This window comes from Streptomyces sp. NBC_00454, assembly GCF_041434015.1.
Classification (GTDB): domain Bacteria; phylum Actinomycetota; class Actinomycetes; order Streptomycetales; family Streptomycetaceae; genus Streptomyces.
In genome coordinates this window covers 7,126,504-7,153,076 of the sequence record NZ_CP107907.1, presented here as the reverse complement: position 1 = coordinate 7,153,076, position 26,573 = coordinate 7,126,504, and the positions used below count along the sequence as shown (strand labels likewise).

At 72.0% G+C, this 26,573-nt stretch carries 19 protein-coding genes and 1 tRNA gene; 13 read left to right on the top strand and 7 right to left on the bottom strand.

What is annotated here, in order from left to right:
• The first annotated feature begins 216 nt into the window (after nt 1–216).
• The 3 genes from OHU74_RS32640 (at nt 217) to OHU74_RS32630 (ending at nt 4,905) form a co-directional block, all read left to right on the top strand.
• On the top strand, nt 217–2,976 hold the full coding sequence (locus OHU74_RS32640; protein ID WP_371619235.1) for an alpha/beta fold hydrolase: 2,760 nt from the start codon (nt 217–219) through the stop codon (nt 2,974–2,976).
• A complete protein-coding gene (locus OHU74_RS32635) occupies nt 2,973–3,872 on the top strand; it encodes an ABC transporter permease (RefSeq protein WP_371619234.1) in 900 nt (299 codons plus the stop codon). Before OHU74_RS32640 ends, OHU74_RS32635 begins: the two co-directional genes overlap by 4 nt.
• A gap of 145 nt (nt 3,873–4,017) precedes the next feature.
• A complete protein-coding gene (locus OHU74_RS32630) occupies nt 4,018–4,905 on the top strand; it encodes a carbonic anhydrase (protein WP_371619233.1) in 888 nt (295 codons plus the stop codon).
• 6 nt (nt 4,906–4,911) lie between these two features.
• Here the strand turns inward: OHU74_RS32630 and OHU74_RS32625 are convergent, their stop codons facing one another.
• Nucleotides 4,912–5,859: an aldo/keto reductase gene (locus OHU74_RS32625; RefSeq protein WP_371619232.1), complete on the bottom strand. Its 948-nt coding sequence runs from the start codon at nt 5,857–5,859 to the stop codon at nt 4,912–4,914.
• Nucleotides 5,860–6,009: 150 nt separating this feature from the next.
• A complete protein-coding gene (locus OHU74_RS32620; RefSeq protein WP_371619231.1) occupies nt 6,010–7,809 on the bottom strand; it encodes a beta-galactosidase family protein in 1,800 nt (599 codons plus the stop codon).
• A 364-nt stretch (nt 7,810–8,173) separates the two neighbouring features.
• Here OHU74_RS32620 and OHU74_RS32615 point away from each other — a divergent pair, with 364 nt between their 5' ends.
• The gene (locus OHU74_RS32615; RefSeq protein WP_371619230.1) at nt 8,174–9,235 is read left to right on the top strand and encodes a hydroxyacid dehydrogenase; all 1,062 of its coding nucleotides are present in this window, start codon (nt 8,174–8,176) and stop codon (nt 9,233–9,235) included.
• Nucleotides 9,236–9,272: 37 nt separating this feature from the next.
• On the opposite strand, the gene OHU74_RS32610 is transcribed toward OHU74_RS32615, so the two are convergent.
• Nucleotides 9,273–10,064 (bottom strand): sugar phosphate isomerase/epimerase family protein, encoded by a 792-nt coding sequence (locus OHU74_RS32610; protein WP_371619229.1) that lies wholly within the window; start codon nt 10,062–10,064, stop codon nt 9,273–9,275.
• Entirely contained in the window at nt 10,061–11,140 is a 1,080-nt protein-coding gene (locus tag OHU74_RS32605) for a LacI family DNA-binding transcriptional regulator (RefSeq protein WP_371619228.1), read from the bottom strand. Before OHU74_RS32605 ends, OHU74_RS32610 begins: the two co-directional genes overlap by 4 nt.
• A gap of 243 nt (nt 11,141–11,383) precedes the next feature.
• On the opposite strand from OHU74_RS32605, the gene OHU74_RS32600 reads away from it, so the two are divergent.
• From OHU74_RS32600 to OHU74_RS32570, 7 genes are all read left to right on the top strand, one after another.
• Nucleotides 11,384–12,508 carry a Gfo/Idh/MocA family protein gene (locus tag OHU74_RS32600; RefSeq protein ID WP_371619881.1) on the top strand — a complete coding sequence of 375 codons (1,125 nt, stop codon included), beginning with the start codon at nt 11,384–11,386 and terminating at the stop codon, nt 12,506–12,508.
• Entirely contained in the window at nt 12,505–13,662 is a 1,158-nt protein-coding gene (locus OHU74_RS32595; RefSeq protein WP_371619227.1) for a dihydrodipicolinate synthase family protein, read from the top strand. The genes OHU74_RS32600 and OHU74_RS32595 overlap by 4 nt, the downstream gene beginning before the upstream one ends.
• A complete protein-coding gene (locus OHU74_RS32590) occupies nt 13,659–14,498 on the top strand; it encodes a sugar phosphate isomerase/epimerase family protein (RefSeq protein ID WP_371619226.1) in 840 nt (279 codons plus the stop codon). The genes OHU74_RS32595 and OHU74_RS32590 overlap by 4 nt, the downstream gene beginning before the upstream one ends.
• An 87-nt stretch (nt 14,499–14,585) precedes the next feature.
• On the top strand, nt 14,586–16,979 hold the full coding sequence (locus OHU74_RS32585; protein WP_371619225.1) for a polysaccharide lyase 8 family protein: 2,394 nt from the start codon (nt 14,586–14,588) through the stop codon (nt 16,977–16,979).
• A gap of 61 nt (nt 16,980–17,040) precedes the next feature.
• Nucleotides 17,041–18,696: a N,N-dimethylformamidase beta subunit family domain-containing protein gene (locus tag OHU74_RS32580; protein WP_371619224.1), complete on the top strand. Its 1,656-nt coding sequence runs from the start codon at nt 17,041–17,043 to the stop codon at nt 18,694–18,696.
• A 147-nt stretch (nt 18,697–18,843) separates the two neighbouring features.
• Entirely contained in the window at nt 18,844–19,230 is a 387-nt protein-coding gene (locus tag OHU74_RS32575) for a VOC family protein (protein WP_371619223.1), read from the top strand.
• Between the two features lie 243 nt (nt 19,231–19,473).
• Nucleotides 19,474–19,815 (top strand): HopJ type III effector protein, encoded by a 342-nt coding sequence (locus OHU74_RS32570; protein ID WP_371619222.1) that lies wholly within the window; start codon nt 19,474–19,476, stop codon nt 19,813–19,815.
• Nucleotides 19,816–19,897: 82 nt separating this feature from the next.
• Here the strand turns inward: OHU74_RS32570 and OHU74_RS32565 are convergent.
• From OHU74_RS32565 to OHU74_RS32555, 3 genes are all read right to left on the bottom strand, one after another.
• Nucleotides 19,898–19,971, bottom strand: a tRNA-Trp gene (locus OHU74_RS32565).
• A 65-nt stretch (nt 19,972–20,036) separates the two neighbouring features.
• Entirely contained in the window at nt 20,037–20,771 is a 735-nt protein-coding gene (locus OHU74_RS32560) for an ankyrin repeat domain-containing protein (protein WP_371619221.1), read from the bottom strand.
• A gap of 147 nt (nt 20,772–20,918) precedes the next feature.
• Entirely contained in the window at nt 20,919–21,659 is a 741-nt protein-coding gene (locus OHU74_RS32555) for a TetR/AcrR family transcriptional regulator (RefSeq protein WP_371619220.1), read from the bottom strand.
• A 238-nt stretch (nt 21,660–21,897) separates the two neighbouring features.
• On the opposite strand from OHU74_RS32555, the gene OHU74_RS32550 reads away from it, so the two are divergent.
• Both OHU74_RS32550 and OHU74_RS32545 read left to right on the top strand, forming a co-directional pair.
• The gene (locus OHU74_RS32550) at nt 21,898–22,245 is read left to right on the top strand and encodes a CU044_2847 family protein (RefSeq protein ID WP_371619219.1); all 348 of its coding nucleotides are present in this window, start codon (nt 21,898–21,900) and stop codon (nt 22,243–22,245) included.
• Between the two features lie 4 nt (nt 22,246–22,249).
• Nucleotides 22,250–26,398 (top strand): trypsin-like peptidase domain-containing protein, encoded by a 4,149-nt coding sequence (locus tag OHU74_RS32545; protein ID WP_371619218.1) that lies wholly within the window; start codon nt 22,250–22,252, stop codon nt 26,396–26,398.
• The last annotated feature ends 175 nt before the right edge of the window (nt 26,399–26,573 follow it).

Genomic DNA, 26,573 nt, shown 5'->3' with positions numbered 1-26,573 from the left:
GACGGGTCACGCCGAGCGGCGGGACGCGCGGGGCGACCGGTCACCCCGAGCGGCGGGACGCGCGGGGCCGCGGGACAACTCCTCGGCGTACACCGCGGGCGCCGCCGGGTGTACCGCAGGCGCGGTACGGACGCCGGGTGAAGTAGTCCTTGAGAACGTCGGCAGTTCAGCCTTCGGGAGCGCGGGCCGGGCGGACCCGGCGATTAGGGTTCCCGTATGAAGCTCCGACTGCCCCGGCGCCGCCGAAGCCGCCTGCTCGCGGGCGCTGCCGCGCTCGCCGTCGTCGCGGGGGCGGGCACGCTGACCGCCACGGCCGCGGCCGGCGAGGACCCGGCCGTGCACCGTGAGGACCGGGTGCTCGACATGCCCGGCGCCGGAATCGACATCTCGTACTTCACCTCCGGCGACCGGGGCGGTCAGGGCCAAGGCGGCGGGGCGAAACGTCCCGTCGTCCTCCTCGCGCACGGCTTCGGCGGCAGCAAGGAGGACGTCCGGCCGCAGGCCGAACGGCTCGCCCGCGACGGTTACGCGGTCCTGACCTGGTCGGCGCGCGGGTTCGGCCGCTCCGGCGGCAGCATCGGGCTGAACGACCCCGACTACGAGGTCAAGGACGTCTCCCGGCTGATCGACTGGGTCGCGGCCCGCCCCGGGGTCCGGCTCGACGCGGCGGGCGATCCGCGGGTGGGCATCGCCGGCGGCTCCTACGGCGGGGCGATCTCCCTCCTCGCGGCCGGTCACGACCCGCGCGTGGACGCCATCGCCCCCTCCATCACCTACTGGAACCTCGCGGACTCCCTCTTCCCGAACGACGTCTTCAAGAAGCTGTGGGCGGGCCTCTTCTTCACCACCGGCTCCGCGGGCGGGCTCCAGCCCGGAGCCTCCGCCGCGAACGCCGCCCCGGCCACGACCGGAGCCCCCGCAGCCAGCGCCCCGGCCTCCGGCCAGGGGTGCGGGCGCTTCCAGCCCGAGCTGTGCGCCATGTACGAGCGGGTCGCGGTGGCCGGCAAGCCCGATCCGGAGGCCCGGGCGCTCCTGGAGCGGCGCAGCCCCTCCGCCGTCGGCTCCGCGATCAAGGTCCCGACCCTGATCACACAGGGCCAGGACGATTCCCTCTTCCCCCTGGACCAGGCCGACGCCATGGCCAGGGCCATCGCCGCCAACGGGGCTCCCGTCTCCGTGGACTGGGCTGCGGGCGGCCACGACGGCGGCATGCGCGAGGCGGACCGCGTCGAGGGCCGGGTGAAGACCTGGTTCGACCGCTACCTCAAGGAAGACCCCTCCGTGGACACCGGCCCCGTCTTCCGGGTCTCCCGCTCCGGCGGCATCGACTCGACCGACGGCGAGGTCAAACTCCGCGGGGCGACCGGCTCCACCTACCCCGGGCTGCTGTCCGGCCCGCGCGAGTTCGCACTGGCCGGCCGCGAGCAGAGCTTCGGCAATCCGGCGGGCGGGGCCCCGCCCGCGCTGTCCGCGCTCCCGGGCATCGGCGGGCAGCTCGCCGCCCTCGGAGGCGGGCTCTCGCTCGACTTCCCCGGTCAGAACGCACGGTTCGAATCGGAGCCGCTGACCGACGAGGTGCGGATCACCGGGACCCCGACTGTCACCCTAAAGGTGAGGTCGACGGCTGCGGACGGTTCGGCCGTCCTGTTCGGCAAGGTCTACGACGTCGGACCCGACGGCCGCCAGCAGGTGCTGCCGAGTCAGCTGGTGGCCCCGGTCCGCGTGGAGAACGCGCAGCAGGACCGGACCGTCGAGATGCGGCTGCCCGCGATCGACCACGCTTTCGCGGCGGGGCACCGGCTGCGGCTCGTCGTCGCCGCCACCGACCTGGGCTACGCCTCCCCGGCCGCGCCCGCCACGTACACCGTCTCGGCGCAGGGGCCGCTGGCCGTGCCCGTCGCGGAAGGGGTGCGCACGGCGTCTTCGGGGCTGCCCGCGTGGACCTGGGGGATGCCGCTCGGGGCGCTGCTGCTGGCCGCGGGGCTGGTGGGGATCCGCAGGACCGGTCGGGGGCGGGGCGGGATCCGGGCGGGCGCACCGCAGCCCGAACCGGAGCTGGCCGACGTACCACTGGAGATCACGGGGCTGACCAAGCGCTATGCCAGGGCGCAGGACCGCTACGCCGTACGGGACCTGTCCTTCCGGGTCGAGAAGGGCCAGGTGCTCGGCCTGCTCGGGCCCAACGGCGCGGGCAAGACCACGACCCTGCGGATGCTGATGGGCCTGATCACCCCGGACGCCGGGGAGATCCGGGTGTTCGGGCACGCGGTACGGGCCGGCGCGCCGGTGCTGTCGCGGGTCGGAGCCTTCGTGGAGGGCGCCGGCTTCCTGCCGCACCTGACCGGACGCGCCAATCTGGAGCTGTACTGGCAGGCCACCGGCCGCCCCGCCGAGGACTCGCACATGGAGGAGGCCCTGGAGATCGCCGGGCTCGGCGACGCCCTGGAGCGCGCGGTACGCACGTACTCGCAGGGCATGCGCCAGCGGCTCGCGATCGCGCAGGCCATGCTCGGGATGCCCGACCTGCTGATCCTCGACGAGCCGACGAACGGTCTGGACCCGCCGCAGATCCGCGAGATGCGCGACGTGATGATCCGCTACGCGGCGGCCGGGCGGACGGTCATCGTCTCCAGCCACCTGCTGTCGGAGGTGGAGCAGTCCTGTACGCACCTGGTGGTCATGGACCGCGGCCGCCTCGTACAGGCGGGCGAGGTCGCCGAGATCACCGGCGGCGGGGACACCCTGCTGGTGACCCTGGCCGGGCCGGTGGACGAGGTGACGGTCGGCAAGCTGGCCGCGCTGGAGGGAGTGGAATCCGTGGACCGCACCGAAGACGGGCTGCTGGTACGGCTGGACGGCGCGAGCGCCGCCGAGCTGATCACCGAACTCGTACGGCTGGAGGTGCCGGTGTCCGGAGTGGGACCGCACCGGAGGCTCGAGGACGCCTTCCTCACCCTCATCGGAGGTGCGGCATGAGCGCCGTGACGGATGCGCCGGACAGTGTCGGGGGTGCTGCGGTGACCGAGGTGGCCCCCGGCTACCGGGCGAGCCGTACGCTGCCGCTGCGCGTGGAGGCGCTGCGGCAGTGGCGACGGCGGCGGACGCTGGTGATGGCCGGGATCCTCGCCGCACTGCCGTTCGTCCTGATGATCGCCTTCGCGGTGGGTGGCGGACCGGGCAGCCGGGGCGGCGGCAACGGCCGGATCACCTTGATCGACACGGCGACGGCCTCGGGCGCGAACTTCGCGGCCACCTGTCTGTTCGTCTCGGCCGGGTTCCTACTGGTGGTGCCGGTGGCGCTGTTCTGCGGGGACACGGTGGCCTCCGAGGCCAGCTGGTCCTCGCTGCGCTACCTGCTGGCCTCGCCCGTGCCCAGGGCCCGGCTGCTGTGGAGCAAGCTGGTGGTGGCGCTGGGGTTCAGCCTGGCGGCGATGGTGCTGCTGCCGGTGGTGGCGCTGGCGGCGGGCACGGCGGCGTACGGGTGGGGGCCGCTGAGGCTCCCGACGGGCGGCGCCCTGGCGGCCGGGGACACCGTGGGGCGGCTGGCGATCGCCGTCGCGTTCATCTTCGTGTCCCAGCTGGTCACGGCCGGGCTGGCGTTCTGGCTGTCGACCCGGACGGACGCGCCGCTGGGCGCGGTGGGCGGGGCGGTCGGTCTGACGATCGTCGGCAACGTGCTGGACGCGGTGACGGCCCTGGGATCCTGGCGGGAGTTCCTGCCGGCGCACTGGCAGTTCGCGTGGGCCGATGCCCTGCAGCCGCAGCTGGAATGGGGCGGAATGATCAAGGGCGCGGCGGTGTCGGTGTCGTATGCGCTGGTGCTGTTCGCGCTCGCGTTCCGCGGGTTCGCGCGCAAGGACATCGTGTCCTGACCCCCGGGCTCGGGCGCCCCCGCTATCGGCCGTCCGTGGCACAGGCGCCCGCGCCCGCGTGTGCCTGCCACGGCTGCGCCCCTCCCGGGCTGAACAATCGCCACGGCCAGGACGCCGCCGCGAGCAGCACCGAGGGGTAGACCCGATGGACAGAGCAGAACTTCCGCCGCGCAGGTTCGTACTGACCGGAGGCCTCGCCGCCGCGGTGGCCGCCGCGACCACGCTCTCGGGGTGCTCCGCGAAGAGCGCCCCGAAGGCGACGACGGCCGCACCGGAACCGCGGCCCAGCACTCCGGAGGCCGCGTACGCCCGGCTGATGGAGGGCAACAAGCGCTGGGTCAGCGGCAGCCTCAACCACCCCGACCGGGATCCGGACCGGCGCCGGCTGGTGGCGCAGGCCCAGGATCCCTTCGGCTCCGTCCTCGCATGCATCGACTCCCGGGTGCCGCCGGAACTCCTCTTCGACACCGGACTCGGGGACCTGTACGTGCTGCGCACCGGCGGGCAGGCGGTCGGCCCCGTGGTCACCGGGTCGGTGGAGTACGGACCGATGACGGGCGGCACACCGCTGGTCCTCGTCCTCGGGCACCAGCGGTGCGGGGCGGTCTCCGCCGCGTACAAGTCACTCCAGGAAGGCAAGCCGCTGCCGGGCAACCTGCAGGCGATCACCAAGGCCCTGGAACCGGCGTACGAGCTGACCGTCAAGGATCCCGGCGCCGACCCGGTCGACACGATGATCCGCAACCAGATCAAGGTGACGGCGGACGAGTTGCGGGCCAACGCGGACCTGGCGCCCCTGGTGGCGAAGGGCTCCCTGGCCGTGGTCGGCGCCTACTACTCGCTGGACACCGGCCTGGTGGAGGTCCTGACCGGCGCGCCGACGGGCACCGCGTACGCGAGCCCCACCGCGAGCCCCTCCGCAAGCGCTTCGCCCAGCTCTTCGGCTACCTCCTCGGCCAGCCCGTCGCCGAGCGCCTCGGCGAACGCCTCGCAGTCCGCTTCCGAAGCCCCCGAAGGGCAACCGACCCCGTAGGGCAGGTCACTCCGCGGCCCCCGCTATGGCGTCGACCTCGGCCAGCAGTTCGGCGTCGAGCGGCCGGTCGGCGACGGCCGCATTGGCGCGCACCTGCTCGGCCGAGGTGGCGCCCGCGATGACGGAGGAGCAGCCGGGCTGGGCGCCGAGCCAGCCGATGGCGAGTTCCAGGACGGTGCGGCCGTGCTTCTCGGCGAGCGCGGCCAGGGCCTCCACGATGTCGAGGCGCGCGTCGGTGAGGTAGGCGTCGCGGCCTTCGAGGCGGGAGCCGGCCGGTACGGGGGCGCCCCGGCGGATCTTGCCCGTCAGCAGGCCGTTGGCGAGCGGGAAGTACGGCAGGACGCCGACGCCGTAGTGCAGGGCGGCCGGGACGAGCTCGCGCTCCGCCGACCTCTGGAGGAGCGACCATTCGTTCTGGGCGGAGACGAAGGGAGTGGCGCCGGTCTCGCGGGCGACGTGGGCGGCTTCGGCGAGCTGCCAGCCGGAGAGGTTCGAGTGTCCGATGTAGCGGATCTTGCCTTCGGCGACGAGCTCGGTGAGCGCGGCGAGGGTCTCCCCGATGGCGACGGAGGGGTCGGGGCTGTGCAGCTGGTAGAGGTCGATGTGGTCGGTCTGCAGGCGGCGCAGGGACTCCTCGACGGCACGCCGGATGTAGGCGCGGCCGCCGCGGGAGCCGGCGGCGGCCCCGTATCCCATGTCCATGGAGTGGTAGCCGAACTTGGTGGCGAGGACCACCTGGTCGCGGCGGCCCTTGAGGACCTCGCCGAGCTGGGTTTCGGAGCCTCCGAGGCCCCCGTAGATGTCGGCGGTGTCGAGGAGGGTGATGCCGGCGTCGAGCGCGGCGTCCACCACCCCGCGGGTGGCCCGGACGTCGAGGCGGCCACCGAAGTTGTTGCAGCCGAGCCCGATCGCGGACACCTGAAGGCCTGAATTGCCCAGGGGGAGATAGCGCATGCTCTTCGTTCCTCCGTGCTCGTCCGGCAGATGATCAACCAAGTCGCCAGTCTAGGCCGAGAGGTTGGGGCCGGGCATGCGCCTGTGGACAACCTCTGCCGGGTACCGCCAGGGCTTCGGATCGGGCCGACCGGCGCCGTCCGGCGCTTCTCAGTAGTCGATGTCGACGACCGTGGGACGGCCGAGGTCGGGCTGGTCGCGCAGCGGCAGCTCGGTTCCGGGCTGCTCCAGTTCGAGGACGACGATCTCGTTGGCACCGGCCTGCCACAGCGGGGCGGGGGCGTACAGGGTGCGCTGCGGGCCGCGCGGGGTGTCGTAGTGGCCCAGGAGGAAGCCGTTGAGCCAGACCAGGCCGGTGCCCCAGCCGGCCAGGTCGAGGAAGCCGTCCGCGGGCGGCTCGGTGAGGGAATGGGTGAACCGGTGGAAGGCGGGCCTGCCCGGCTCGGCTCCGTCCGCCGACCACCGCAGGGCGCCGGGACCTGCCGTGTCGGCGAGCGGCAGCGGCCGTATCTCCCACTCGAAGAGGTGCTGGTGGCCGTGGCGCACGGCGCGCGTGATGCCCTTGCGGTCGTCGAGCAGGGGTCCGTAGTTGACCCGGCCCTGGGCCCGGACGAGGAGGTCGAGGACGACCCCGGCCTCGCCGACGGGCAGGTCGAGGCCCTCGTCGGGGGCGTTGCGGTCGAGGATGCCGAGCGGCGCGCCGTCCGCGAAGACGTACGCGCGGTCGCCGAGCCCGTCGATCCTGACGGGCATGGCGGGGCGGGGCCCGGTGATCGTGGTGCGGTAGTGGATCAGGCCGTGGTCCTGGCCGAGCTTCTCCATGGGCTCGGGGGCCGGACGCAGGACCGGGTCCCCGGCGAGGACGTCCAGGTGGGCGAGGAGCGGCGCGACGCCCCCGGGGACGGCGCGGGCTGGTGTCATCCGGGGCGGCGGCGCGGGCAGCGGGCCTTCGGGCAGCGGCAGGTACTTGCCGATGACCTCGCGGAACGCGTGGAACTTCGCCGTCAGTTCGCCCGCCTCGCCGATGGGGGCGTCGTAGTCGTAGCTGGTGACGGTGGGCTGGTAGCCGGGGTCGCCGGGTCGGGAGCCGGAGTGGTTGGCGCCGGCCCAGTAGCCGAAGTTGGTGCCGCCGTGGGCCATGTAGAGGTTGACGGAGGCGCCGGAGGCCAGGAGTTCGTCGAGCGAGCGCGCCGCCTCCTCGGCCGGGCGTACGTGGTGCTCCTCGCCCCAGTGGTCGAACCAGCCGATCCAGAACTCCATCGCGGTGAGCGGTCCGGTCCGCTGGTAGCGGCGCAGGGACGCGAGACGCTGGGCGGGCTTGGCTCCGAAGGTGGCGGTGGCGAGCCTGCCGGGGAGCATGCCGCCCTGCAGCATGGCGTCTTCGGGACCGTCCGCGGTGAACAGCAGGCAGTCGACGCCGCGTTCGACGAGCCCGCGCTCTACGTGGGCGCGGTAGCGGGCGTCGTTGCCGTACGAGCCGTACTCGTTCTCGATCTGTACGGCGACGACGGGGCCGCCGCGGCTCGCGAGGTGGGGCAGCAGCTCGGGGACGACCAGGTCGAACCAGCCGTCCACCTCGGCCTGGAAGCGGGGGTCGGAGCAGCGCAGGCGCAGGCCGTCGACGGCGAGCAGACGGGCGGGCAGACCGCCGAAGTCCCATTCGGCGCAGATGTACGGGCCGGGCCGGACGATGGCGTCGAGGCCGAGGTCCTGGGCGACCGTCAAGAACCGGCCGAGGTCGCGCCAGCCGGTGAAGTCGGCCTTGCCCGGGGCGGTCTCGTGGAAGTTCCAGGGGACGTAGGTGTCCACGGTGTTGACGCCCAGGGCGCGCAGCCGGGTGAGGCGGTCCTCCCACAGGTCGGGATGGACCCGGAAGTAGTGCAGGGCCCCCGACACGATGCGGTGGGGGCGCTCTGCGCGCCGGAAGCCGTCCTGGTCGTGCGTGAGCATGCGCTGACTCCCGGGAGAGGTCGAGATGGTGCCGCGAGGCGCGGGGACGTGGCCGAATATATGAACGTGCGGGCCGCGCCGTCAATGACCAGATGATCGATGCCGATCGATTCGATCATTTTGATTCCCCATGGCGAACCGGAGCACGCGGCGATGGCGGCATGGGACGAGATCCGGCGGAGGCACGGGGCGAGGCCGGACGGACGAACCCGACTGATTGTTTTGATCGACTTGCACGTTCACTCTTGACGGCATGGTTGTTCGCACAAAGGATGGACCTCTCACGAACAGCCCCGGAGCCGCCTCTTTGGGGAGCGGCGGCCCCGGGGCCCTCGTCGTCGGATCTCACCGCAGGAGCCGTCAAGTGACCCACCCCGCCTCCCCGTCCGGTTCGGCCGCCGCCCCGCCGTACCGCCCCGCCACCGTGCTCGCCATGAGCCCCGGCACCCGGGCCGCCGTTCTCGGCGACCGGGTCCTGCCGGAGCTGGCGAGGGTCGCCGACGTGGACCCCGATCTGCTCCTCACCGACTTCGGGTCCGCCTTCGCCGAGGACGCCTTCGCCCGGCGGCTGGCCACGGCCGAGGTGCTGTTCACCGGCTGGGGGTGCCCGCCGCTGGACGCGGACGCGCTGGAGCGGATGCCGAGCCTGCGGGCCGTCGTCCACGCCGCCGGAAGCGTCAAGAGCCATGTCACCCGGGCCTGCTGGGAACGCGGGCTGCTCGTCTCCAGCGCTGCCGCCGCGAACGCCCTGCCGGTCGCGGAGTACACGCTCGCCGCCATCCTCTTCGCCAACAAGCGCGTCCTGGAATCCGCGCACGCCTACAGGGCGGCCCGCGGCCCCATCGACCTGCTGCGCCGCTACCCGGCCATCGGCAACTACCGGCGCACGGTCGGCCTGGTCGGAGCCTCGCTCATCGGCCGGCGCGTACTGGAGCTGCTGCGCCCCTTCGACCTGCGGGTGCTGGTGAACGACCCGTACGCCGACCCCGCCGAGCTCGCGGCCCTGGGCGCCGAAGCCGTCCCGCTCGACGAACTGCTGCGCCGCAGCGACGTGGTGAGCCTGCACGCTCCCGCGCTGCCCGAGACCCGCCACCTGCTGGACGCTTCGCGGCTGGCCCTGATGCCCGACGGCGCGACCCTGGTGAACACCGCGCGCGGCTCGCTCGTCGACACCGCGGCACTGACCGAGGAACTGGTCTCGGGCCGGCTGCACGCCGTACTGGACCACACCGAGCCGGAGGTGCTCCCCGCGGTCTCCCCCCTGTACAACCTGCCGAACGTGCTGCTGACCCCACACGTGGCAGGGTCGCTCGGCGGTGAACTGGACCGCCTGGCGGCAACGGCGGTGGAGGAACTGGAGCGCTACGCCCTGGGCCTCGGCTTCCGTCACCCCGTCGACCCGTCCCGCCTCGGCCAGTCGGCCTGACGTCCCGACGGCCCGAACCGCGCCCGGCCTTCAGCCTTCACCGCAGGCCCTGGCCAACCAGCCCTTCCAGGTACGCCCGGCCCCGCGCGAGCTGCCCCGGCAGTTCGGCGGCGTCGGGGTACCAGCGCTTCTCGTACTCCCAGCAGAGCCACCCGTCCGGCGGTACGAGGGCCACCGCCTCGGCGAGCGGCAGTGCGCCCGCGCCGAGCCCCAGCGGGGTCGGCTCGTGCGCCGACGCCACGTCCTTGACCTGTACGTAGCCCAGGTGCGCGGCCAGGGCGCGGTGCGACTCGGCGGGCGACTCGCCCCCGAGCCAGGTGTGGAGCACGTCCCACAGGGCGCCGGCGGCCGGATGCCCGACCCGGTCGAGCACCCGGGCCGTCGCGTTCGCGGTGCGGTGCGAGTCGTGCGTCTCCAGCAGGATCCGCACCCCGTGCCGCTCGGCGAAGGGTGCGGCGGCCCGGAGGCGGCGGACCGCGAGGGCATCGGCTTGCACCGCGGGCAGTTCACCGCCGCCGGGGAAGACGCGTACGCAGGGGGCTTCGAGGTCGGCGGCGAGCCGGACCAGGGCCTGGATCTCCGCGAGGACCGGCTCGTCGGGGCCGGGGGCGGCCACCCTGGCGTACCCGGCGACCCCGAGGACGGTGACGCCCGCGCCGGTCAGGGTCCGCAGGCCCGCCGCGCGGTCGGCGGCGGAGCTGCCGGGGTGCAGGGGCTCCTCGGAGTGGGCGCGCAGTTCGAGCCCCTGGTAGCCGTGGGCCGCGGCCAGAGCGGCGCTGCGCTCCAGGGTCGCGCCGGGCAGACCGAGGGTGGAGAAGGCGTACTTCACGGGCGGCTCCCGGGGGCGGCGGGCGGCGGCGCGGTGGAGCCGCGCACCATCAGCTCAGCCGGGAGCGTGGTGATGCCGCCGGGGGGCAGCGGTCTGCGGCCGGTGACGAGCTGGGCGGCGAGAATCCCCGCCTCCCGCAGCGGCACCCGGACCGTGGTGAGGGCGGGCGCGGTGTCCACGCAGACGGGCAGGTCGTCGAAGCCCGCGATCGAGACGTCCTCGGGTATCCGCAGCCCTGCCTCGCGCAGGGCTGCGGACACCCCAGTGGCCACGGTGTCGTTGGCTGCGGCGACGGCGGTGAAGGGGGCTCCCCGGCGCAGCAGTTCGCGGGTGGCGTCGTATCCGGCGGAACGCTCGAATCCGGCGTGCACGGTGAGGTGCGCGCAGCGCTCGGGCAGTCCGGGGTCGTGGTGGCGCAGGGCGTCCTGGTGTCCCGCGAGCCGCTCCCGGGTGGTGCTCAGTCCGGGCGGTCCCGCGATGTAGGCGATGTGGCGGTGACCGAGGCTCAGCAGGTGCTCGGCGAGCCGGAAGGCGCCGCCCCGGTCGTCGAACATGACGGTGGCGACGGGGAGTCCGGCGGGCATGGGCAGTGGAGGACGTCCGCACAGGACCACCGGGGCGCCGCCGGCGGCCATCCGGGCGAGGCGGGCGGCGAGCGCCCGGGTGTGCTCCGATTCCTCGACGGCTCCGCCGGTCAGGACGACTCCGCCGGCCCGCTGTCCCTCAAGGAGCGCGAGGTAGGCGAGCTCGGCGGCCGGCGCTCCCTCGGTGTTGCAGACGACGGCGAGGCGGCGGGCCCCGCCCTGGCCGCCGGGGGCCAGGGCGCGCTGGACCGACCCGGCGAGGATGCCGAAGAAGCTGTCGGCGATGTCGTGGACGAGGACGCCGACGAGGTCGGAGGTGGCGGCGGCGAGGGCCCGCGCGGGGCCGTTGGCGATGTAGCCGAGGTCCTCGACCGCTTGCTCCACCCGGGTCCTCGTGGCGCCGGCCACCGGATATCCGCCGTTCAGCACGCGCGAGACCGTGGCGGGCGATACGCCCGCCTGCGCCGCGACTTCGGCGAGTGTCACCGCCATCAGGCCCCTCCTCGCGTTCTCTTCCGACCGGTCCGCTCCGGTCCGTCCGGGCCCATCGTCTCATCCGGTGTGTGGATCTCCATTCTCGCCGATGAAGAAAGCGCTTTCTATCACCCGTTCGAGTCTTGCACTGCCATGGCGTTCGACCCTAGCCTGATGCGAGTGAAAGCGCTTTCTATCGCTTCTGTCGCATCCATCGCACAACGAGGGGACACCGTGAAGCGCAGGACCATCAAGATCGCAATGAACGGCGTCACCGGGCGGATGGGATACCGCCAGCACCTGGTCCGCTCGCTCCTCGCACTGCGCGAACAGGGCGGGCTCGACCTCGGCGACGGCACGGTGCTCTGGCCGGAGCCCGTGCTGGTCGGTCGCCGCGAGGCGGCCCTGCGGGCCATCGCCGAGCGCCACGGCCTGGAGCACGTGTCCACGGACCTGACGGCCGTACTGGCCGATCCCGAGGTCGAGATCTACTTCGACGCGCAGGTCACCGGGGCCCGCGAGGCGGCTGTACGGCAGGCCGTGGCGGCGGGCAAGCACGTGTACTGCGAGAAACCCACCGCCCTGACCTTCGAGTCCTCGCTCGAGCTCGCCAGACTGGCCGAGGCCGCCGGGATCAAGCACGGGGTGGTGCAGGACAAGCTGTTCCTGCCGGGCCTGCTGAAGCTCAGGCGCCTCATCGAAGGCGGCTTCTTCGGCGAGATCCTCTCCGTGCGCGGGGAGTTCGGCTACTGGGTCTTCGAGGGCGACTGGCAGCCCGCCCAGCGGCCGTCGTGGAACTACCGGACACAGGACGGCGGCGGCATCGTCGCCGACATGTTCCCGCACTGGGAGTACCTGATGCACGAGCTGTTCGGCCGGGTCCGCACCGTGCAGGCGCTGACACGCACCCACATCGGCCGCCGCTGGGACGAGGAGGGCAAGCCCTACGAGGCCACGGCCGACGACGCGGCGTACGGGATCTTCGAGTTGGAAGGCGGGGCGGTCGCCCAGATCAACTCCTCCTGGGCCGTCCGCGTCAACCGCGACGAACTGGTGGAGTTCCAGGTCGACGGGGTCCACGGCTCGGCGGTGGCCGGGTTGCGCGGCTGCCGGATCCAGCACCGCGCGGCGACGCCGAAGCCGGTGTGGAACCCGGACCTGCCGCTGACCGAGCGGTTCCGCGACCAGTGGCAGGAGGTACCGGACAACAGCCCCGCCGACAACGGCTTCAAGGCCCAGTGGGAGCTGTTCCTGCGCCACGTCGTCCTGGACGAACCCTGGCAGTGGGACCTGCTGGCCGGGGCCCGCGGGGTACAGCTCGCCGACCTCGGGCTGCGCTCCGCCGCCGAGGGCAGGCGGCTCTCGGTGCCGGAGGTGACGCTGTGAGCATCCGGCTCCCTTCCGCGGACGGCGGGCTGCGCCTGCACGTTCCGCTCACCCCTCCCCTGGCTCCGCTGACCTGCGGACCGGCCCGCAGCCGCACCTTCTATTCCGCCGCGCACGTGGTCGCCGATCCGCTGCGGGCCTGCGCCGACGCGCCGCCGGCGATCGACTGGGAGACCACGCTCGCCTTCCGCCGCCGTCTGTGGGACCAGGGTCTCGGGGTCGCCGAGGCCATGGACACCGCGCAGCGCGGGATGGGCATGGACTGGCCGGCCGCGGCGGAGCTGATCCGCCGGTCCGCCGCCGAGGCCCGCGCGGTGGGCGGCCGGATCGTGTGCGGTGCGGGCACCGACCAGTTGGCCCCGGGCACGGAGCATTCCCTGGCCGCCGTCACCTCGGCGTACGAGGAGCAGCTCGCGCATGTCGAGGAGTGCGGGGCGGGGCCGGTGCTGATGGCCTCGCGGGCCCTGGCCGCGGCGGCGCGGGGCCCGGAGGACTATCTCGCCGTCTACGGTGCGCTGCTGCGCCAGAGCGCCCGGCCGGTCGTCCTGCACTGGCTGGGGCCGATGTTCGACCCGGCGTTGGAGGGGTACTGGGGACACTCCGATCTCGACGAGGCCACGGACGTCTTCCTGAAGATCGTCTCGGAGTACCCGGAGAAGGTCGACGGGATCAAGGTCTCGCTGCTCGACGCGGGACGTGAAGTGGACATCCGGCGTCGGCTGCCGCCGGGCGTGCGCTGCTACACGGGCGACGACTACCACTATCCGGAACTGATCGCCGGAGACGGGGAGCTGGCCAGCGACGCCCTCCTGGGGATCTTCGATCCGATCGCCCCGATCGCGGCGCGGGCGGCGCACGCACTCGACCGGGACGATGTGGAGGGGTTCCGCGAACTGCTGGATCCGACGGTGACGCTGTCGCGCCACCTGTTCGCTCCGCCCACCCGGTACTACAAGACGGGGGTGGTATTCCTCGCCTGGCTTGCGGGACATCAGGAGCACTTCGCGATGGTGGGCGGTCTGCACTCGGCCCGCTCGCTCCTCCACCTCGCGAGAGCGTACGAGCTGGCGGACTTCCTGGGCCTGTTCCCGGATCCGGAGCTCGCCGAGGCCCGGATGCGGCAGTTGCTCTCCCTGCACGGGGTGGCGTCGTGAGCCGGGCACCGGCTCCGGCCCGGTTCAGCCTGAACCAGGAGACGATCCGCCAGTGGTCGTTGCCCGAGCTGGTCGCCGGGTGCACGGCGGCAGGGGTCGGCGCGGTCGGGCTGTGGCGCGATCCGGTACAGCGGTTCGGGGTGCGGGAGACGGCGAAGCTGGTGGCCGGGGCCGGGCTGCGGGTCAGCTCCCTGTGCCGGGGCGGCTTCTTCACCGCCGCCGACCCGGCCGGGCGCGCGGCCGCCCTGGAGGACAACCGCCGGGCCGTGGAGGAGGCCGCCGAGCTGGGCGCCGACGCCCTGGTCCTGGTATCGGGCGGGCTGCCGGCCGCGGACCGGGACCTGGCGGGGGCCCGGCGGCGGATCGCGGACATCCTCGGCGAACTGGCCCCGTACGCGGCCGCGCACGGGGTACGTCTGGGGATCGAGCCGCTGCATCCGATGTACGCGGCGGACCGCTGCGTGGTCTCCACGCTCGGTCAGGCCCTGGACATCGCCGAGCAGTTCCCGGTGGAGCAGGTGGGGGTGGTGGTCGACTCGTACCACCTCTGGTGGGACGAGCGGCTCCCCGCCGAGGTACGGCGGGCCGGTGAGGGCGGGCGGATCGTCTCCGTCCAGGTCGCCGACTGGGTGACCCCGCTGCCGGAGGGCGTGCTGCTCGGCCGGGGACAGCTGGGTGACGGCTCGATCGATCTGCGGGCCTTCCGGGAGCTGACCGACGCGGCCGGGTACCGGGGTCCGGTGGAGGTCGAGATCTTCCATCCGGGCCTGTGGGCCCGGGAGGGTGCGGAGGTCCTGCGGGAGGTGATCGAGCGCTACCGCGAGCACGTCGCGTGAGGCATGGCGCATGAGGTATGTCGCGTGAAGCACGGGTGAATCAGCGGGGTCGAGTAGCCGGAAGCGTTTCAGTCAAAGGAGACTGCGATGACAGATGTGTGGAGCCGCCGCGCCTTCCTCACGGCGGCGGGTGCGGGTGTGGTGCTGCTCGGTACGCCCGCCTTCCAGGCGGTCGCGGGGACGGTGACCTCGGTCCACGAGGCCATGCGCACGGTCTGGCAGGGCCTGATCCTGGGTTCGCGGTTCTCCGCGACCGCGGAGCCGTTCCGTACCCGGTTGGCGGCCCTGGGCACGCAGGCCGGCCAGTGGCAGGCCGCCATGGCTCCGGCCACCGGTTCGCTCTGGCCCGACCAGGTCTTCACCACCGACCCCGAGTGGATGGCGCAGAGCTACTACCGGCTGCGGACGATGGCCGAGGCCCATGTCCGTCCCGGCACCGGGCTCACCGGGGACCCCGGGCTGCTGACGGCCCTGCTGACCGGGCTGGACCACATGCACGCGCAGGTCTACAACGCCTCCCGGGCGCGGTACGGGAACTGGTGGTGCTGGCAGATCGGAGCCCCGCAGGCCCTGCTCGACATCTGCGTACTGCTCCACGACCGGCTGCCGGCGGACCGGCTCGCCGACTACTGCGCGGCGGTGGACCATTTCGTGCCGGACTCGGTGGTCGCCTCGTACTCCGGGACCAGCACGGGCGCGAACCGGGTGGACCTGTGCCGGGTGCTGGCGCTGCGCGGGGTGGTCGCCGGGGAGGACGCGAAGATCGCGCTGGCCCGGGACGCCCTGTCCCCGGTCTTCCCGTTCGTCACCACCGGCGACGGGCTCTACCGGGACGGCTCCTTCATCCAGCATTCCTACGTCGCGTACACCGGCTCGTACGGATCGGTCATGCTCGGCGGCCTGGGCATGCTGTTCGGCCTGTTGAAGGGTACGGCGTGGGAGGTCACCGATCCCGGCTCGCAGATCGTCTTCGACGCGGTGGAGCACGCGTGGGCGCCGTTCCTGTTCAACGGCCTGATGATGGACGCGGTCTCGGGGCGGGCCCCCAGCCGGGGCGTCCAGGTGGCCGATCCCCTACAGGTGCAGATGGACGACCACACGCGCGGCCACGCCGTACTCGCCGCGATCCTGCTGCTCTCCGAGGGCGCGAGCAGTACCGAACGGGCCCGCTGGCGGGCCCTGGTCAAGGGCTGGGCGGCGCGGGACTACTACAGCGCACCGCTGTCGGACACCACCCAGACCCTGTCGGCCCTGGCCCGGATCTCCGAGGTCTCGGCGGACGCGTCGGTCACGGCCGCGGCGGAGCCGGTGGCGCACCGGCTGTTCCCGTCGATGGACCGGGCCACGCACCGGCGGCCCGCCTGGGCGGCCTCCCTGTCCATGGCTTCGAAGCGGATCACCCACTACGAGACGGGCAACGGCGAGAACCTGCGCGGCTGGCACACCGGTAGCGGCATGCTCTGCTGGTGGGGGTCCGGCTACGGCAACGGGCAGTACTCGGACGCCTTCTGGCCCACGGTGAATCCGTACCGGCTGCCCGGGATCACGGCCTCGCGCAAGGCGCTGGCCGACGGCGCGGGCGGCGACTGGGGGGCCGCCCGGCCGGACGTCACGTGGGTGGGTGGCACCACGGACGGCGAGTTCGCCTCGGTGGGCCAGCACCTGAAAGGGCTGGGGAGCACGCTCACGGCGCGCAAGTCGTGGTTCTTCCTCGACGACACGGTGGTGTGTCTGGGCGCCGGGATCAGCGCCTCGGACGGCACCGCGGTCGACTCGGTCATCGACAACCGGAACCTGGGCGCGACCGGCGCCCACGCCCTGACCGTCGGCGGCGCGCTCCAGCCGGCCACCCTGGGCTGGACGGCCTCCTTCCCCGGACCCGGCTGGGCGCACCTGGCGGGCTTCGGCGGGTACGTGATGTCGGGCTCCGGCACCTTCCGGGCGCTGCGGGAGGCCCGTACCGGCAAGTGGAGCGATATCAACCGGAGCGCTTCCACCACTCCCCTGACCCGGCGCTACCTGACCCTCTGGTACGACCACGGGACGGATCCGACCGACGGCGGCTACGTCCACCAGCTGATGCCCGGCGCCTCCGCCGCCCAGACCTCGGCGCGGGCCGCAGCGACCGGATGGCTGACCCTGCTCGCCAACGGCCCGGCCGCCCAGGGTGTGTCGGTCGGCTCGCTCGGCTTCACCGGGGTCAACTTCTGGCAGGCCGCGACGGTGGGCCCGCTGCGGGCGAGCGCGCCCTGTTCGGTGACGGTGCGGGAGCGGGGCGACGGCACGGCCGTGGTCTGCGTCTCGGACCCGACCCGCACGCTGACGGCCCTGACCCTGGTCTGGAACCGGCCCGTGGCCCAAGTGCTCTCCCGGGCGGCGAGCGTGGTCGCGGCCACCGGCGGGACCGGGCTGCGAATCGACTTCGGCAGCCTGGCCTCGCTGGAGGGGGCCTCCCAGGAGGTGGTGGTGCGGCTGGGCTGATCCCGGGGACCCGCGCGGGGCGGTAAAAGCCATGGCCACAGGGTGACATAACGTGCCCTGTATGGATCAGGAGCACATAACCGGGGACGGCGCAGGCCACGAGGGCGGCGAAGGCACCGGCGCCGGCAGACGGCGGTTTCTCGTCATGGCGACGGGGGCGGCGGCCACCGCCGCCGGGCTGGCCGCCACGGCCGGCTGCGCGAACACCGACGCCGCCCACACGGGAGGGGCGGATGGAGCGGGCCCCGGCAAGGGCCCGAAGCCGTCCGGTTCGCCGGACAAGGACGGGTCCCGCGGCTTCGACGTCAAGGCCGAGAACGCCCGCCCGGGGAACGCCGACTGGCAGGTGACCAAGGCCGGTCCGGCGCGGGCCATCGAGGGCTTCGCCGACAAGGTGAGCGTCCTGCCCGGCGAGTCCTTCGGCCTGCACGTCTCCACCACCGCACCGCGGTTCACCGTCTCCGCCTACCGCATGGGCTGGTACGGCGGAGCCCGCGCCCGCCTGGTCTGGCGGTCCGAGGCCCTGCCCGGGGCGCGCCAGCCCGACCACACGGTGGATGCGGCGACCCGCATGGTCCGCACCCGGTGGACCCGTAGCGCCACCGTCGAGACCAAGGACTGGCCCGAGGGCTGCTACCTGCTGCGGCTGGACGCGCAGGGCGGCGAGGGCCAGCGCTTCGTCCCCGTCACCGTGCGCTCGGCCGCCACGACCGGACGTACCGTCGTGGTCAACGCGGTGGCGACCTGGCAGGCGTACAACCGCTGGGGCGGCTACGGCAGCTACGACGGCCCCTCCGGGGGCTACGCCTCGCGCTCGCTGGCGGTCTCCTTCGACCGGCCGTACGAGTACGACGACGGCGCGGGCCTGTTCCTCGTCTACGAGGCTCCGCTGCTCGCGCTCGCCGAGCGGCTCGGCATACCCCTGGCGTACACGACGACCACCGACGTGGCCCGGGAGAAGCGGTTGCTGGAGGGGGCTTCGGCGGTCCTTTCCCTCGGCCACGACGAGTACTGGTCGCCGGAACAGCGCGCGCACTTCACGGCCGCCCGGGACGCCGGCACCAACATCGCGATCCTCGGGGCCAACTGCTGCTTCCGCCGGATCCGGCTGGAGGCGTCCGATCTCGGACCGGACCGCACGCTGGTCTGCTACAAGTCCTCCTACGAGCAGGACCCCGGCTTCAAACGCGGTCACCCCGCCACCGTCGACTTCCGCTCCGCGCCCGGGGCCGACCCCGAGAGTTCGCTGCTCGGCGTGATCTACGACGGCTACCCGGTGGACGCCCCGTACGTGGTGACCAACCCGGGCCACTGGCTCTTCGAGGGCACGGGCACGAAGGCGGGCGATACGTTCGCGCACCTGGTCGGCGTGGAGTACGACAAGGTCAACACCGGTTTCCCCACCCCCCGCCCGATCGAGATCCTGGCCCACTCCCCCGTGGTCTGCGAGGGCCGCCCCAGCCACCAGGACACGGCGTACTACACCGTGCCGAGCGGCGCCGGGGTCTTCGCGACCGGCACGATGCGCTGGGTGGAGGCCCTGGACGCGACGGGCGACGGGCGCAGCGGAGCCAACCACGGCCTGGACGCGCGGTCGGGGGCACTGACCACGCGGGTGACGGAGAACCTGCTGCGGGCCTTCGCCGCCGGCCCTGCGGGCAGGACGCACCCGGCGCAGGACAACGTGAAGGCGGTGTACGGGGGTTCGGGCTCTTGAGGCCCGAGGCCCCCGCCGCCGGTCAGCCCGAATGCACTGGACTCCACCCGTAAGGGGTGTTTAGGATCATGTCGCGGCATCGCGTGTCGGTCACCGACTGGGTGAGACATGGAGGTGCCGAGACATGCCTTTCGGAGGCATCCACCCATGGCGATTCAGCTCAACCACACGATCATCCACTCCCGTGACAACCGGGAATCGGCCGAGTTCCTGGCGTACTTCCTCGGCCTGGAGGTCGGAGCCCCCTGGGGCCCGTTCATCCCCGTCGACACCGCCAACGGCGTCACCCTGGACTTCGCGACCATTCCGGCCGAGTCCATCACGGCCCAGCACTACGCGTTCCTCGTCTCCGAGGCCGAATTCGACGAGGCCTTCGAGAAGATCAAGCGGGCGAAGATCACCTACTTCGCCGACCCGCACGGCCGGCTGCCCGGCGAGATCAACCACAACGACGGCGGCCGGGGCGTGTACTTCCAGGACCCCTCGGGGCACGGGATGGAACTGATCACCCGCCCCTACGGCTACCAGGAATGAGCTTCGAAGCCCAGGGCTGGCACCTCGACAAGATGTCGGTCAAGGCCCTCGACGACGAACGCACAGCGGTCATCTGCCCGTTCCGCCGGCGCCAGTAACCCCGCACGGAACGGGCTCTCGTCGGATCACACAGACACACATCGTGACCTGCGGAGATGTCGCTCGTGTCGACTGGCCGCAGGCGGTATTGTCGGCCGGTCACGGACGGCATACGGACCGTCCGTCCAACCCAGGGGAACCAACATGACTGATCTCAGCTCGCTGCGGACAAGCCTTGCGTCAGGTGAGCACGAGTTCGCCGACACCTTGGCCTTCGTCGCCGCGCATTACGAGTATCAGCCGCAGGCGTTCCGCAACGGGGACCTCGAAAACGCCGCGGGCGAGAACGAGGGCTCCTGCAAGACCCTGGGACTGGCCCTGCTGGAAGGGCTGAGCGACCAAGAGGCGCTGTGGGCATTCGGCGAGCACTACCGCAGTGTGCTGGCGACGCCGAACGGCACCGATCACAGCAACATCCGCAACCTCATGGCTCACGGCCTGGAAAGGGTGAGCTTCGCCGGACAACCGCTGGCCCGCAAGAGCTGACCAGCGAAATCCCGGCGGGAACACCTGTGGCCCAGGTCGGACGATCACTCGTCCAGCCTGGGCCACAGGGCGTCCTGCACAGCAGGGGTGACAGGAGTCGAACCTGCGACATTCGGTTTTGGAGACCGACGCTCTGACCAACTGAGCTACACCCCTTCGGCAGGACCAACCATGTCATGGCGCGGGCGGAAGATCCAATCAATTCGGGGGCCGGTCGTGGATCAGTCGCGCGAAATCTCCTCGCGGGTCCGGGCGCCGGAAGACCGGAGCCAGTCCAGAAGGGGCGCGTCCTGGCCGGTCAGGGCGATGTCGAGGGGGGTCAGCTCGTCGTAGCCGATCCAGTTGATGTCCGCGCCTCGGGACAGCAGGTACCGAGCCGTGGACAGTCGGCCTCCGTGGCACGCGCCCCAGAGGGCGCTGTCGAGCTCCTCCCGACCCACTCCCGCGGCCACGAACTCCTCGACCCTGTCCAGCAGTCCGAGGGTGGCCGCGTCCTGGAGGGTGGGGCGGGCTCCGAGTTCGAGCAGTCGGCGGGCCGCCCGCCACTGGCCGAAGCCGGTCGCGTCGGCCAGTGGGGCCCCGCCGCCCAGGACGGCCCCGGGAGCCTCGATGTCGGCGCCCGCCTCGACCAGTGCGTCGATCGCGGCCACGTCGTCGTTGCTCGCCGCCCAGTGCAGCGGGGTCTCGGGGTGCGAGCCGACGAACCCGGCTCCGGGAGCGGCCCCGGCGGCCACGAGGGTACGGATCACCTCGGCGGTGCGTGGGTGGTGGCCGGGCCAGTCCACGGCGATGTGCAGCAGGCTGCGCTCACCGGCGGCGGCGCCCCGCTTCACGATCCGGCCCGCGGCCAGCCCGGGGTGTGCGGCGAGCAGCCGGCGCAGCCCGTCGAGGTCGCCGCCCCGGATGGCGGCCGTGACGGCCACGGCCACGGGGTCCTCGGACTCGAGAGAGAGCATGGCGCCCAGGCTACGAGACCCGGCCCGGCGGCAGCGAGCGACGGAGCCCGTCCCCCTCCGGATCCCGCCACCCCTTTGAGCCGCCACTGTCGCGAGCCTACATATACATGCAGATGTACGCATATGCTCGACGTTTACTTCGTATCCTCAGGGCGTGCTTCCGCCGTAGAACGAATCATGGGGCGGCTCGGCGATCCGGCTCAGCAGGCCGTCCAGGCCCGCGACCAGCTCCTGCTCGTCGTCGTACTCGGCGAGTCGCGGGACGAGCGCGCGCAGGCGCGGGTACTCGGCGGCGGGCAGCCGGTGCAGGCCGAGGCGCAGGATCAGGTCCGGCTCCTCGGTGTCGTCAACCACCTGACGCTTGTCCACCAGGAGGCAGCCCAGGTTCCAGGCCACGAAGGCGCGGTAGACCGTCAGCGTGGTGGCGTCGTCGAAGCCGGCCCGGCCCAGGACGGCGAGGATGTGCTCCGTGAGTTGGAGCAGAGGCGCCGGGCGTCGGGCCATCGGCACGCTGAGCGGGCGCGTGGCCACCACGGGCAGGATCTCGGGATGGGCGTGCACCGCGGAGGCGAAGGCGCGGGCGATCCTGCGCAGCTCTGCGTGCCAGTCGGCCCCCGGGTCGGAGCGGGCCGCCCCGGCCCCTGCCTCGGCGGAGGTGCGCAGCCGGTCGTTGACCTCTGCGAAGAAGGCCTCGACCAGGCCGTCGAGCAGCGCCTCCTTGCCAGCGGTGTAGCGGTAGATGGCCATCGGCTCGACGCCCAGATCGGTGGCCAGGCGCCGCATGGTCAGCGCCGCGAGCCCGTCCCTGTCGACCAGCGCTACGGCTGCGGCGAGCACCAGCGGCCGACTCAGCCGCCCCCGCTTCTCCGGGCTGTCCCGCTCAACCATGTCCGCACTCCCATCGCCGGGCAGGATACAAAGTAAATATAATCGCTAATTGTACTAAATATCCTCTCCAGATGCGGTATACGCCGTATCGGACGATGATCGAGAGAGGGTGTCGGCGCTTGCGCGGCCGATGAACCTCACGTCACCGCCACCGGCGCCGGGACGGCAAGCCCCTGCGCGGGCCCCGTCGGCGCACTGGTCGTCAGCACCGCCGACGAGCACGATGAGTGGAGGGGCCATGACGTATCTGGCTCGGATTCCGTTGGACGGCGGGGGCTCCATCCTGGTCGAGGCTCCGGCCAGGGTGGACGGGCCGCTGAAGGCAGGCGTCATCAGCGATGCCATTCATGACCTGCCGGGGAATCTGCAAGAGGCTTTGGGGTCGGTCGCCGAGGCGGCGCACACGACGCTCGACCAGCTGCGCAAGGCCGGCCCTGACGGGATCACGGTCGAGTTCGGCGTCGACCTTTCGGTCGCCGCCGGGGCCGTGATCACCAAGACCAGCGCCAACGGCCACCTGAGGGTGACCATGACGTGGAAAAAGGACAGTCCTGGCCGTCCCGACGCGGACGAGCATTCGGGGTGATCCCATGGACAACGCAGGCACTGGTCCGACCCGTGACCACAGCGCGCGTCTGCTCGCCGCCGTGGCCCAGATCCTCGGACCGGATGATCAGGTGACCGGGGCCGGCTTCCTGGCTGCCGAGGGCATCCTTGTCACCTGTGCCCACGTCGTACGCGCTGCCGGAGCGGGGCCCGGCGAGCATGTGCAGCTGGTCTTTCCGCACGCGGGCGGGGCACGCAGGCTCGAGGGCCTTGTCCTGGACGAGCCGTGGCGTGCCCCTGAGGACCAAGACGTGGCCATCCTGCGGCTGGCCGATGCGTCGGCGGTTACGGAGGCCTTGCCGTTGGGCTCCGCGGCGGGCTGCCGGGACCACGCCGTGCGCTCGTTCGGGTTCCCCACCCAGGCCCCCGTCGGCGGGCACTTCGGGTATGCGGTGGCCGGCGATCTGCTGCCGGCCACCGAGGGCAGGGGCATCCATTTGCAGTTGACCGGAGCCAACGACCTGACCACCGGGTTCAGCGGCGCGCCGGTCATGGACGAAGTGACCGGCTTGGTCGTCGGGATGGTCACGGAGATCACCGTCCCCGACGAGAATGAGAGGGGGCAGGGCATCGCCTACATCACGCCTGTTCAGGTACTGCGGGAGATCTGGCCCGAGCTGACCGAACAGGATGTGTGCCCCTACCGGGGACTGGAGTCGTTCACCGCAGAAGAGGCCCAGTGGTTCGAGGGCCGGAAGGACGCGGTCCGGCAGGTACTGGCGAACATGCACCAGCAGCAGCGGGTGACCCTGCTGCTGGGGCCCTCCGGCTCGGGCAAATCATCCCTGATCCAGGCCGGTGTCCTGCCCGCACTGGCCGCAGGCGGGCTCCCGGGCAGCGACACGTGGCTGCCCGTGGTCATCCGGCCACGGCAGGACCTGCTGGCCGAACTCGAGCGCGCCGGACTGTCCGGGGTCGGCAGTGACGGAATCGCCACGGCCGTCACCCGCCGACTCTCCGCCGAACCCGCTTGTCAACGCGTCGTACTGATCATCGACCAGTTCGAAGAGCTCTTCACTCACCCCGCAGCCGGCCAGCAGCTGGAGCGCCGCCTGGCTGCCACGGACCAGATCACCACCGCGGTCAGGTCGCACGCCGCACTCGACCTGATCCTGATCATGCGTGACGACTTCTACCCCCAGCAGGCCGCCCTGGCACCCAAGTTGCTGGAGGCCGCGATGCCGGGGCTCCTGAACATACCGGGCACCCTGAGCCGGAACGACCTGCACGACATCATCACCCTGCCCGCCCTGAAGGCGGGCGCCCGCTTCGAGCAGGGGCTGCCCGAGCAGATCATCACCGACGTCCTCGCCACCACTCCCGAGGGGGCCACGACCGGCCAGGCACCGGTCACCGTGCTGCCTGTGCTGGAGCTGACACTCAGCCAGCTGTGGCAACGGCGCCACGACGGGTACCTCACCCACGATGCCTACCGGCGCATCGGCGGAGTCACCGGAAGCCTGACCACTTGGTGCGACACGGCCCTCAACCAGCTGTCCACGGGGCAACGGCCCATCGCACAACGCATCCTGACTTCCTTGGTGCGCTCCGCCGACCCCCGCCACAACATCCCCGCCATCCGCGAGCAGGTCCCCCTGCAAGAACTGCGCGAAATGGCAGCCGACCTCAGCGGGGAGCCCGATGGCGGCGAAGACATCGACGAAGTCCTCGCGCACCTCAAGCGTCATCGCATCATCACCACCCACACACTCCCCATCTCCCTCCTGCGCAACACCCCACCCGCGCTGCCCGTGGCCGAACTGATCCACGACGCACTCATCCGCGACTGGGGCACACTGCGCGACTGGGTCCATCAAGACCACCGCTTCCAGGAGTGGCTCGACCACACCCGCGCACGGCGCGCCCGCTACGCCGAAGGGAACCACCCCGGAGACCTGCTCGGGGGAACAGCACTGGCAGAAGGTCTCGAATGGTCGCAACAACGCCGTCTGCCGGGCGACATCGCCACCTTCCTCACGGCAAGCAAGGAACGCCAGCAGGCCGTCATCCGGCGCAGCAGGCGCCTCAACACCATCCTGGCCGCGCTACTCGCCCTCGCCCTCGTCGCCGTGGGAGGAGCCGTCTGGCAGTGGCGGACGGCCGTCACCCAACAGCAGACAGCCCAGTCCCGTGAACTCGCCACCCAGTCCAGCACGCTCATCGGCAAGAACCCCGACCTCGCCGCGCTCCTGGCCGTCCACGCCTACCGCACCAGTCCCACTCCCGAGTCCAAGGAAAGCCTGCGAAACGCCGCAGCTCTCCCACTGCAGCGACGCCTGATCGGTCACACCGATTGGGTGAACCGGGTGGCGTTCAGCCCCGACGGACGCACCCTGGCCACCGGAAGCGGCGACGGGTCCGTGCGGCTGTGGGACGTGGCCACCGGCACGATGCGCAGCACCCTGCCGCAGACCGTGAAGGTGGGCGCGGTGGCGTTCAGCCCCGACGGACGCACTCTGGCCACTGACAGCGAGGACAACACGGTCGTGCTGTGGGACGTGGCGACCGGCAGTCCCCGGGCCACCCTGAAAGGCCACTCCGGTTTGGTGTGGTCCATAGCGTTCAGCCCCGACGGACGCACCCTCGCCACCGGCAGCGACGACAACAAAGTCATGCTGTGGGACGTGGCGACAGGCGTGCTCCGGGCCACCCTGAAAGGCCACTCCAACTTGGTGTGGTCCATAGCGTTCAGCCCGGACGGACGCACCCTCGCCACCGGCAGCCCCGACAGGACCGTACGGCTGTGGGACGTGACCACAGGCGCACTCCGGGACAAATTCACCATCCAGAGCGAAACGGCCGGCTCGGTGGCATTCAGCCCCGACGGACGCACGCTCGCCACTGAAGGTGACGACTACACCGTGGTGCTGCGGGACGTATCCACCGGGAAGAGCCGTAGCACCCTCGCCACCCATACCGACGGGGTGTGGTCCATGGCGTTCAGCCCCGACGGGAGCACACTCGCCACCGGAAGCGCCGACAACAGCGCGGCGCTGTGGGACGTCGCCACGGGCACGATCCGTACCACCCTGCCCGGCCACACCGACACGGTGACCTCAGTGGCGTTCAGCCCCGACGGACACACGCTCGCCACCGGCAGCCACGACAAGACCGTACGACTGTGGGATCTCACCACCGGCACTAACCGCCTCGCTCTGACCGGACACACGGACGCGGTGATTTGTGTGGCGTTCAGCCCCGACGGACACACGCTCGCCACCGGAAGCACTGACAAGACCACGGTGCTGTGGGACGTCGCCACCGGGAAAGCCCTGGCCACCCTGAAAGGCCACACCGACCAGGTGACCTCGGTCGCGTTCAGCCCCGACGGGCTCACCCTCGCCACCGGCAGCGCCGACAAGACCACGATGCTGTGGGACGTCGCCACCGGGAAAGCCCTGGCCACCCTGAAAGGCCACACCGACCAGGTGACCTCGGTCGCGTTCAGCCCCGACGGGCTCACCCTCGCCACCGGAAGTCGCGACGCCTCCGTGCTGCTGTGGGACCTCGCCACCCGTGAGAGCAGCGCTCCCCTGCTCCACAGCGACGCGGTGGCCTCGGTGGCATTCAGCCCCGACGGGCACACACTCGCCACCGGCAGCGTCGACAACAGCGTGCTTCTGTGGACGGTGACCCCGCTCGACGAGACTCCGACCACTCTGCCCGGCCACACCGGGCCGGTATACGCGGTGGCGTTCAGCCCCGACGGAAACACACTCGCCACGGGCAGCGCAGACTCCACCGTATGGCTGTGGGACATGCGCACCCACGAGTCCCGCGCCACCTTGGCCCACAACGACATGGTGTATGCGGTGGCGTTCAGCCCCGACGGAAACACACTCGCCACCGGAACCACCGACAAGACCGCGCGGCTGTGGGACGTGCGCACCCACGAGACCCGCGCCACCCTGCCCCACAACGACACGGTGAACGCGGTGGCGTTCAGCCCCGACGGAAACACACTCGCCACCGGAACCACCGACAAGACCGCGCGGCTGTGGGGCGTGACCCTCCTCCAACCCGCCGAAGCCGTCCACAAGATCTGTCGGGCCGTCGACCGCGACTTCACGCCCGAGGAACACCAGGCGTACCTGCCAGGCCAATCGGTCGGCCCCGTGTGCCCCATGGACTGAAGCTGCTCGGGCGGACGACGAACCTGGCTCCGCGCGCGGCCCCGGCGGGGGTGAGCGGCGGAGCCCGCCCCCCCCTCCGGATCCGGCCGGATCCCGCCACCCCCTTGACCCGCTCTGGTCCAGACCAATAGTTTCCGCATGCACAGCGCACGCGCCCCGGCACCACTCCCCGCAT

Coding starts and splice junctions, on each gene's coding strand:
- OHU74_RS32630 (WP_371619233.1), top strand. CDS start 4,018: ATGGACAGAGCAGAACTTCCGCCGCGCAGGTTCGTACTGACCGGAGGC.
- OHU74_RS32570 (WP_371619222.1), top strand. CDS start 19,474: ATGACTGATCTCAGCTCGCTGCGGACAAGCCTTGCGTCAGGTGAGCAC.
- OHU74_RS32560 (WP_371619221.1), bottom strand. CDS start 20,771: ATGCTCTCTCTCGAGTCCGAGGACCCCGTGGCCGTGGCCGTCACGGCC.
- OHU74_RS32550 (WP_371619219.1), top strand. CDS start 21,898: ATGACGTATCTGGCTCGGATTCCGTTGGACGGCGGGGGCTCCATCCTG.
- OHU74_RS32585 (WP_371619225.1), top strand. CDS start 14,586: ATGACAGATGTGTGGAGCCGCCGCGCCTTCCTCACGGCGGCGGGTGCG.
- OHU74_RS32620 (WP_371619231.1), bottom strand. CDS start 7,809: ATGCTCACGCACGACCAGGACGGCTTCCGGCGCGCAGAGCGCCCCCAC.
- OHU74_RS32555 (WP_371619220.1), bottom strand. CDS start 21,659: ATGGTTGAGCGGGACAGCCCGGAGAAGCGGGGGCGGCTGAGTCGGCCG.
- OHU74_RS32575 (WP_371619223.1), top strand. CDS start 18,844: ATGGCGATTCAGCTCAACCACACGATCATCCACTCCCGTGACAACCGG.
- OHU74_RS32625 (WP_371619232.1), bottom strand. CDS start 5,859: ATGCGCTATCTCCCCCTGGGCAATTCAGGCCTTCAGGTGTCCGCGATC.
- OHU74_RS32635 (WP_371619234.1), top strand. CDS start 2,973: ATGAGCGCCGTGACGGATGCGCCGGACAGTGTCGGGGGTGCTGCGGTG.
- OHU74_RS32605 (WP_371619228.1), bottom strand. CDS start 11,140: ATGGCGGTGACACTCGCCGAAGTCGCGGCGCAGGCGGGCGTATCGCCC.
- OHU74_RS32640 (WP_371619235.1), top strand. CDS start 217: ATGAAGCTCCGACTGCCCCGGCGCCGCCGAAGCCGCCTGCTCGCGGGC.
- OHU74_RS32600 (WP_371619881.1), top strand. CDS start 11,384: ATGAACGGCGTCACCGGGCGGATGGGATACCGCCAGCACCTGGTCCGC.
- OHU74_RS32580 (WP_371619224.1), top strand. CDS start 17,041: ATGGATCAGGAGCACATAACCGGGGACGGCGCAGGCCACGAGGGCGGC.
- OHU74_RS32545 (WP_371619218.1), top strand. CDS start 22,250: ATGGACAACGCAGGCACTGGTCCGACCCGTGACCACAGCGCGCGTCTG.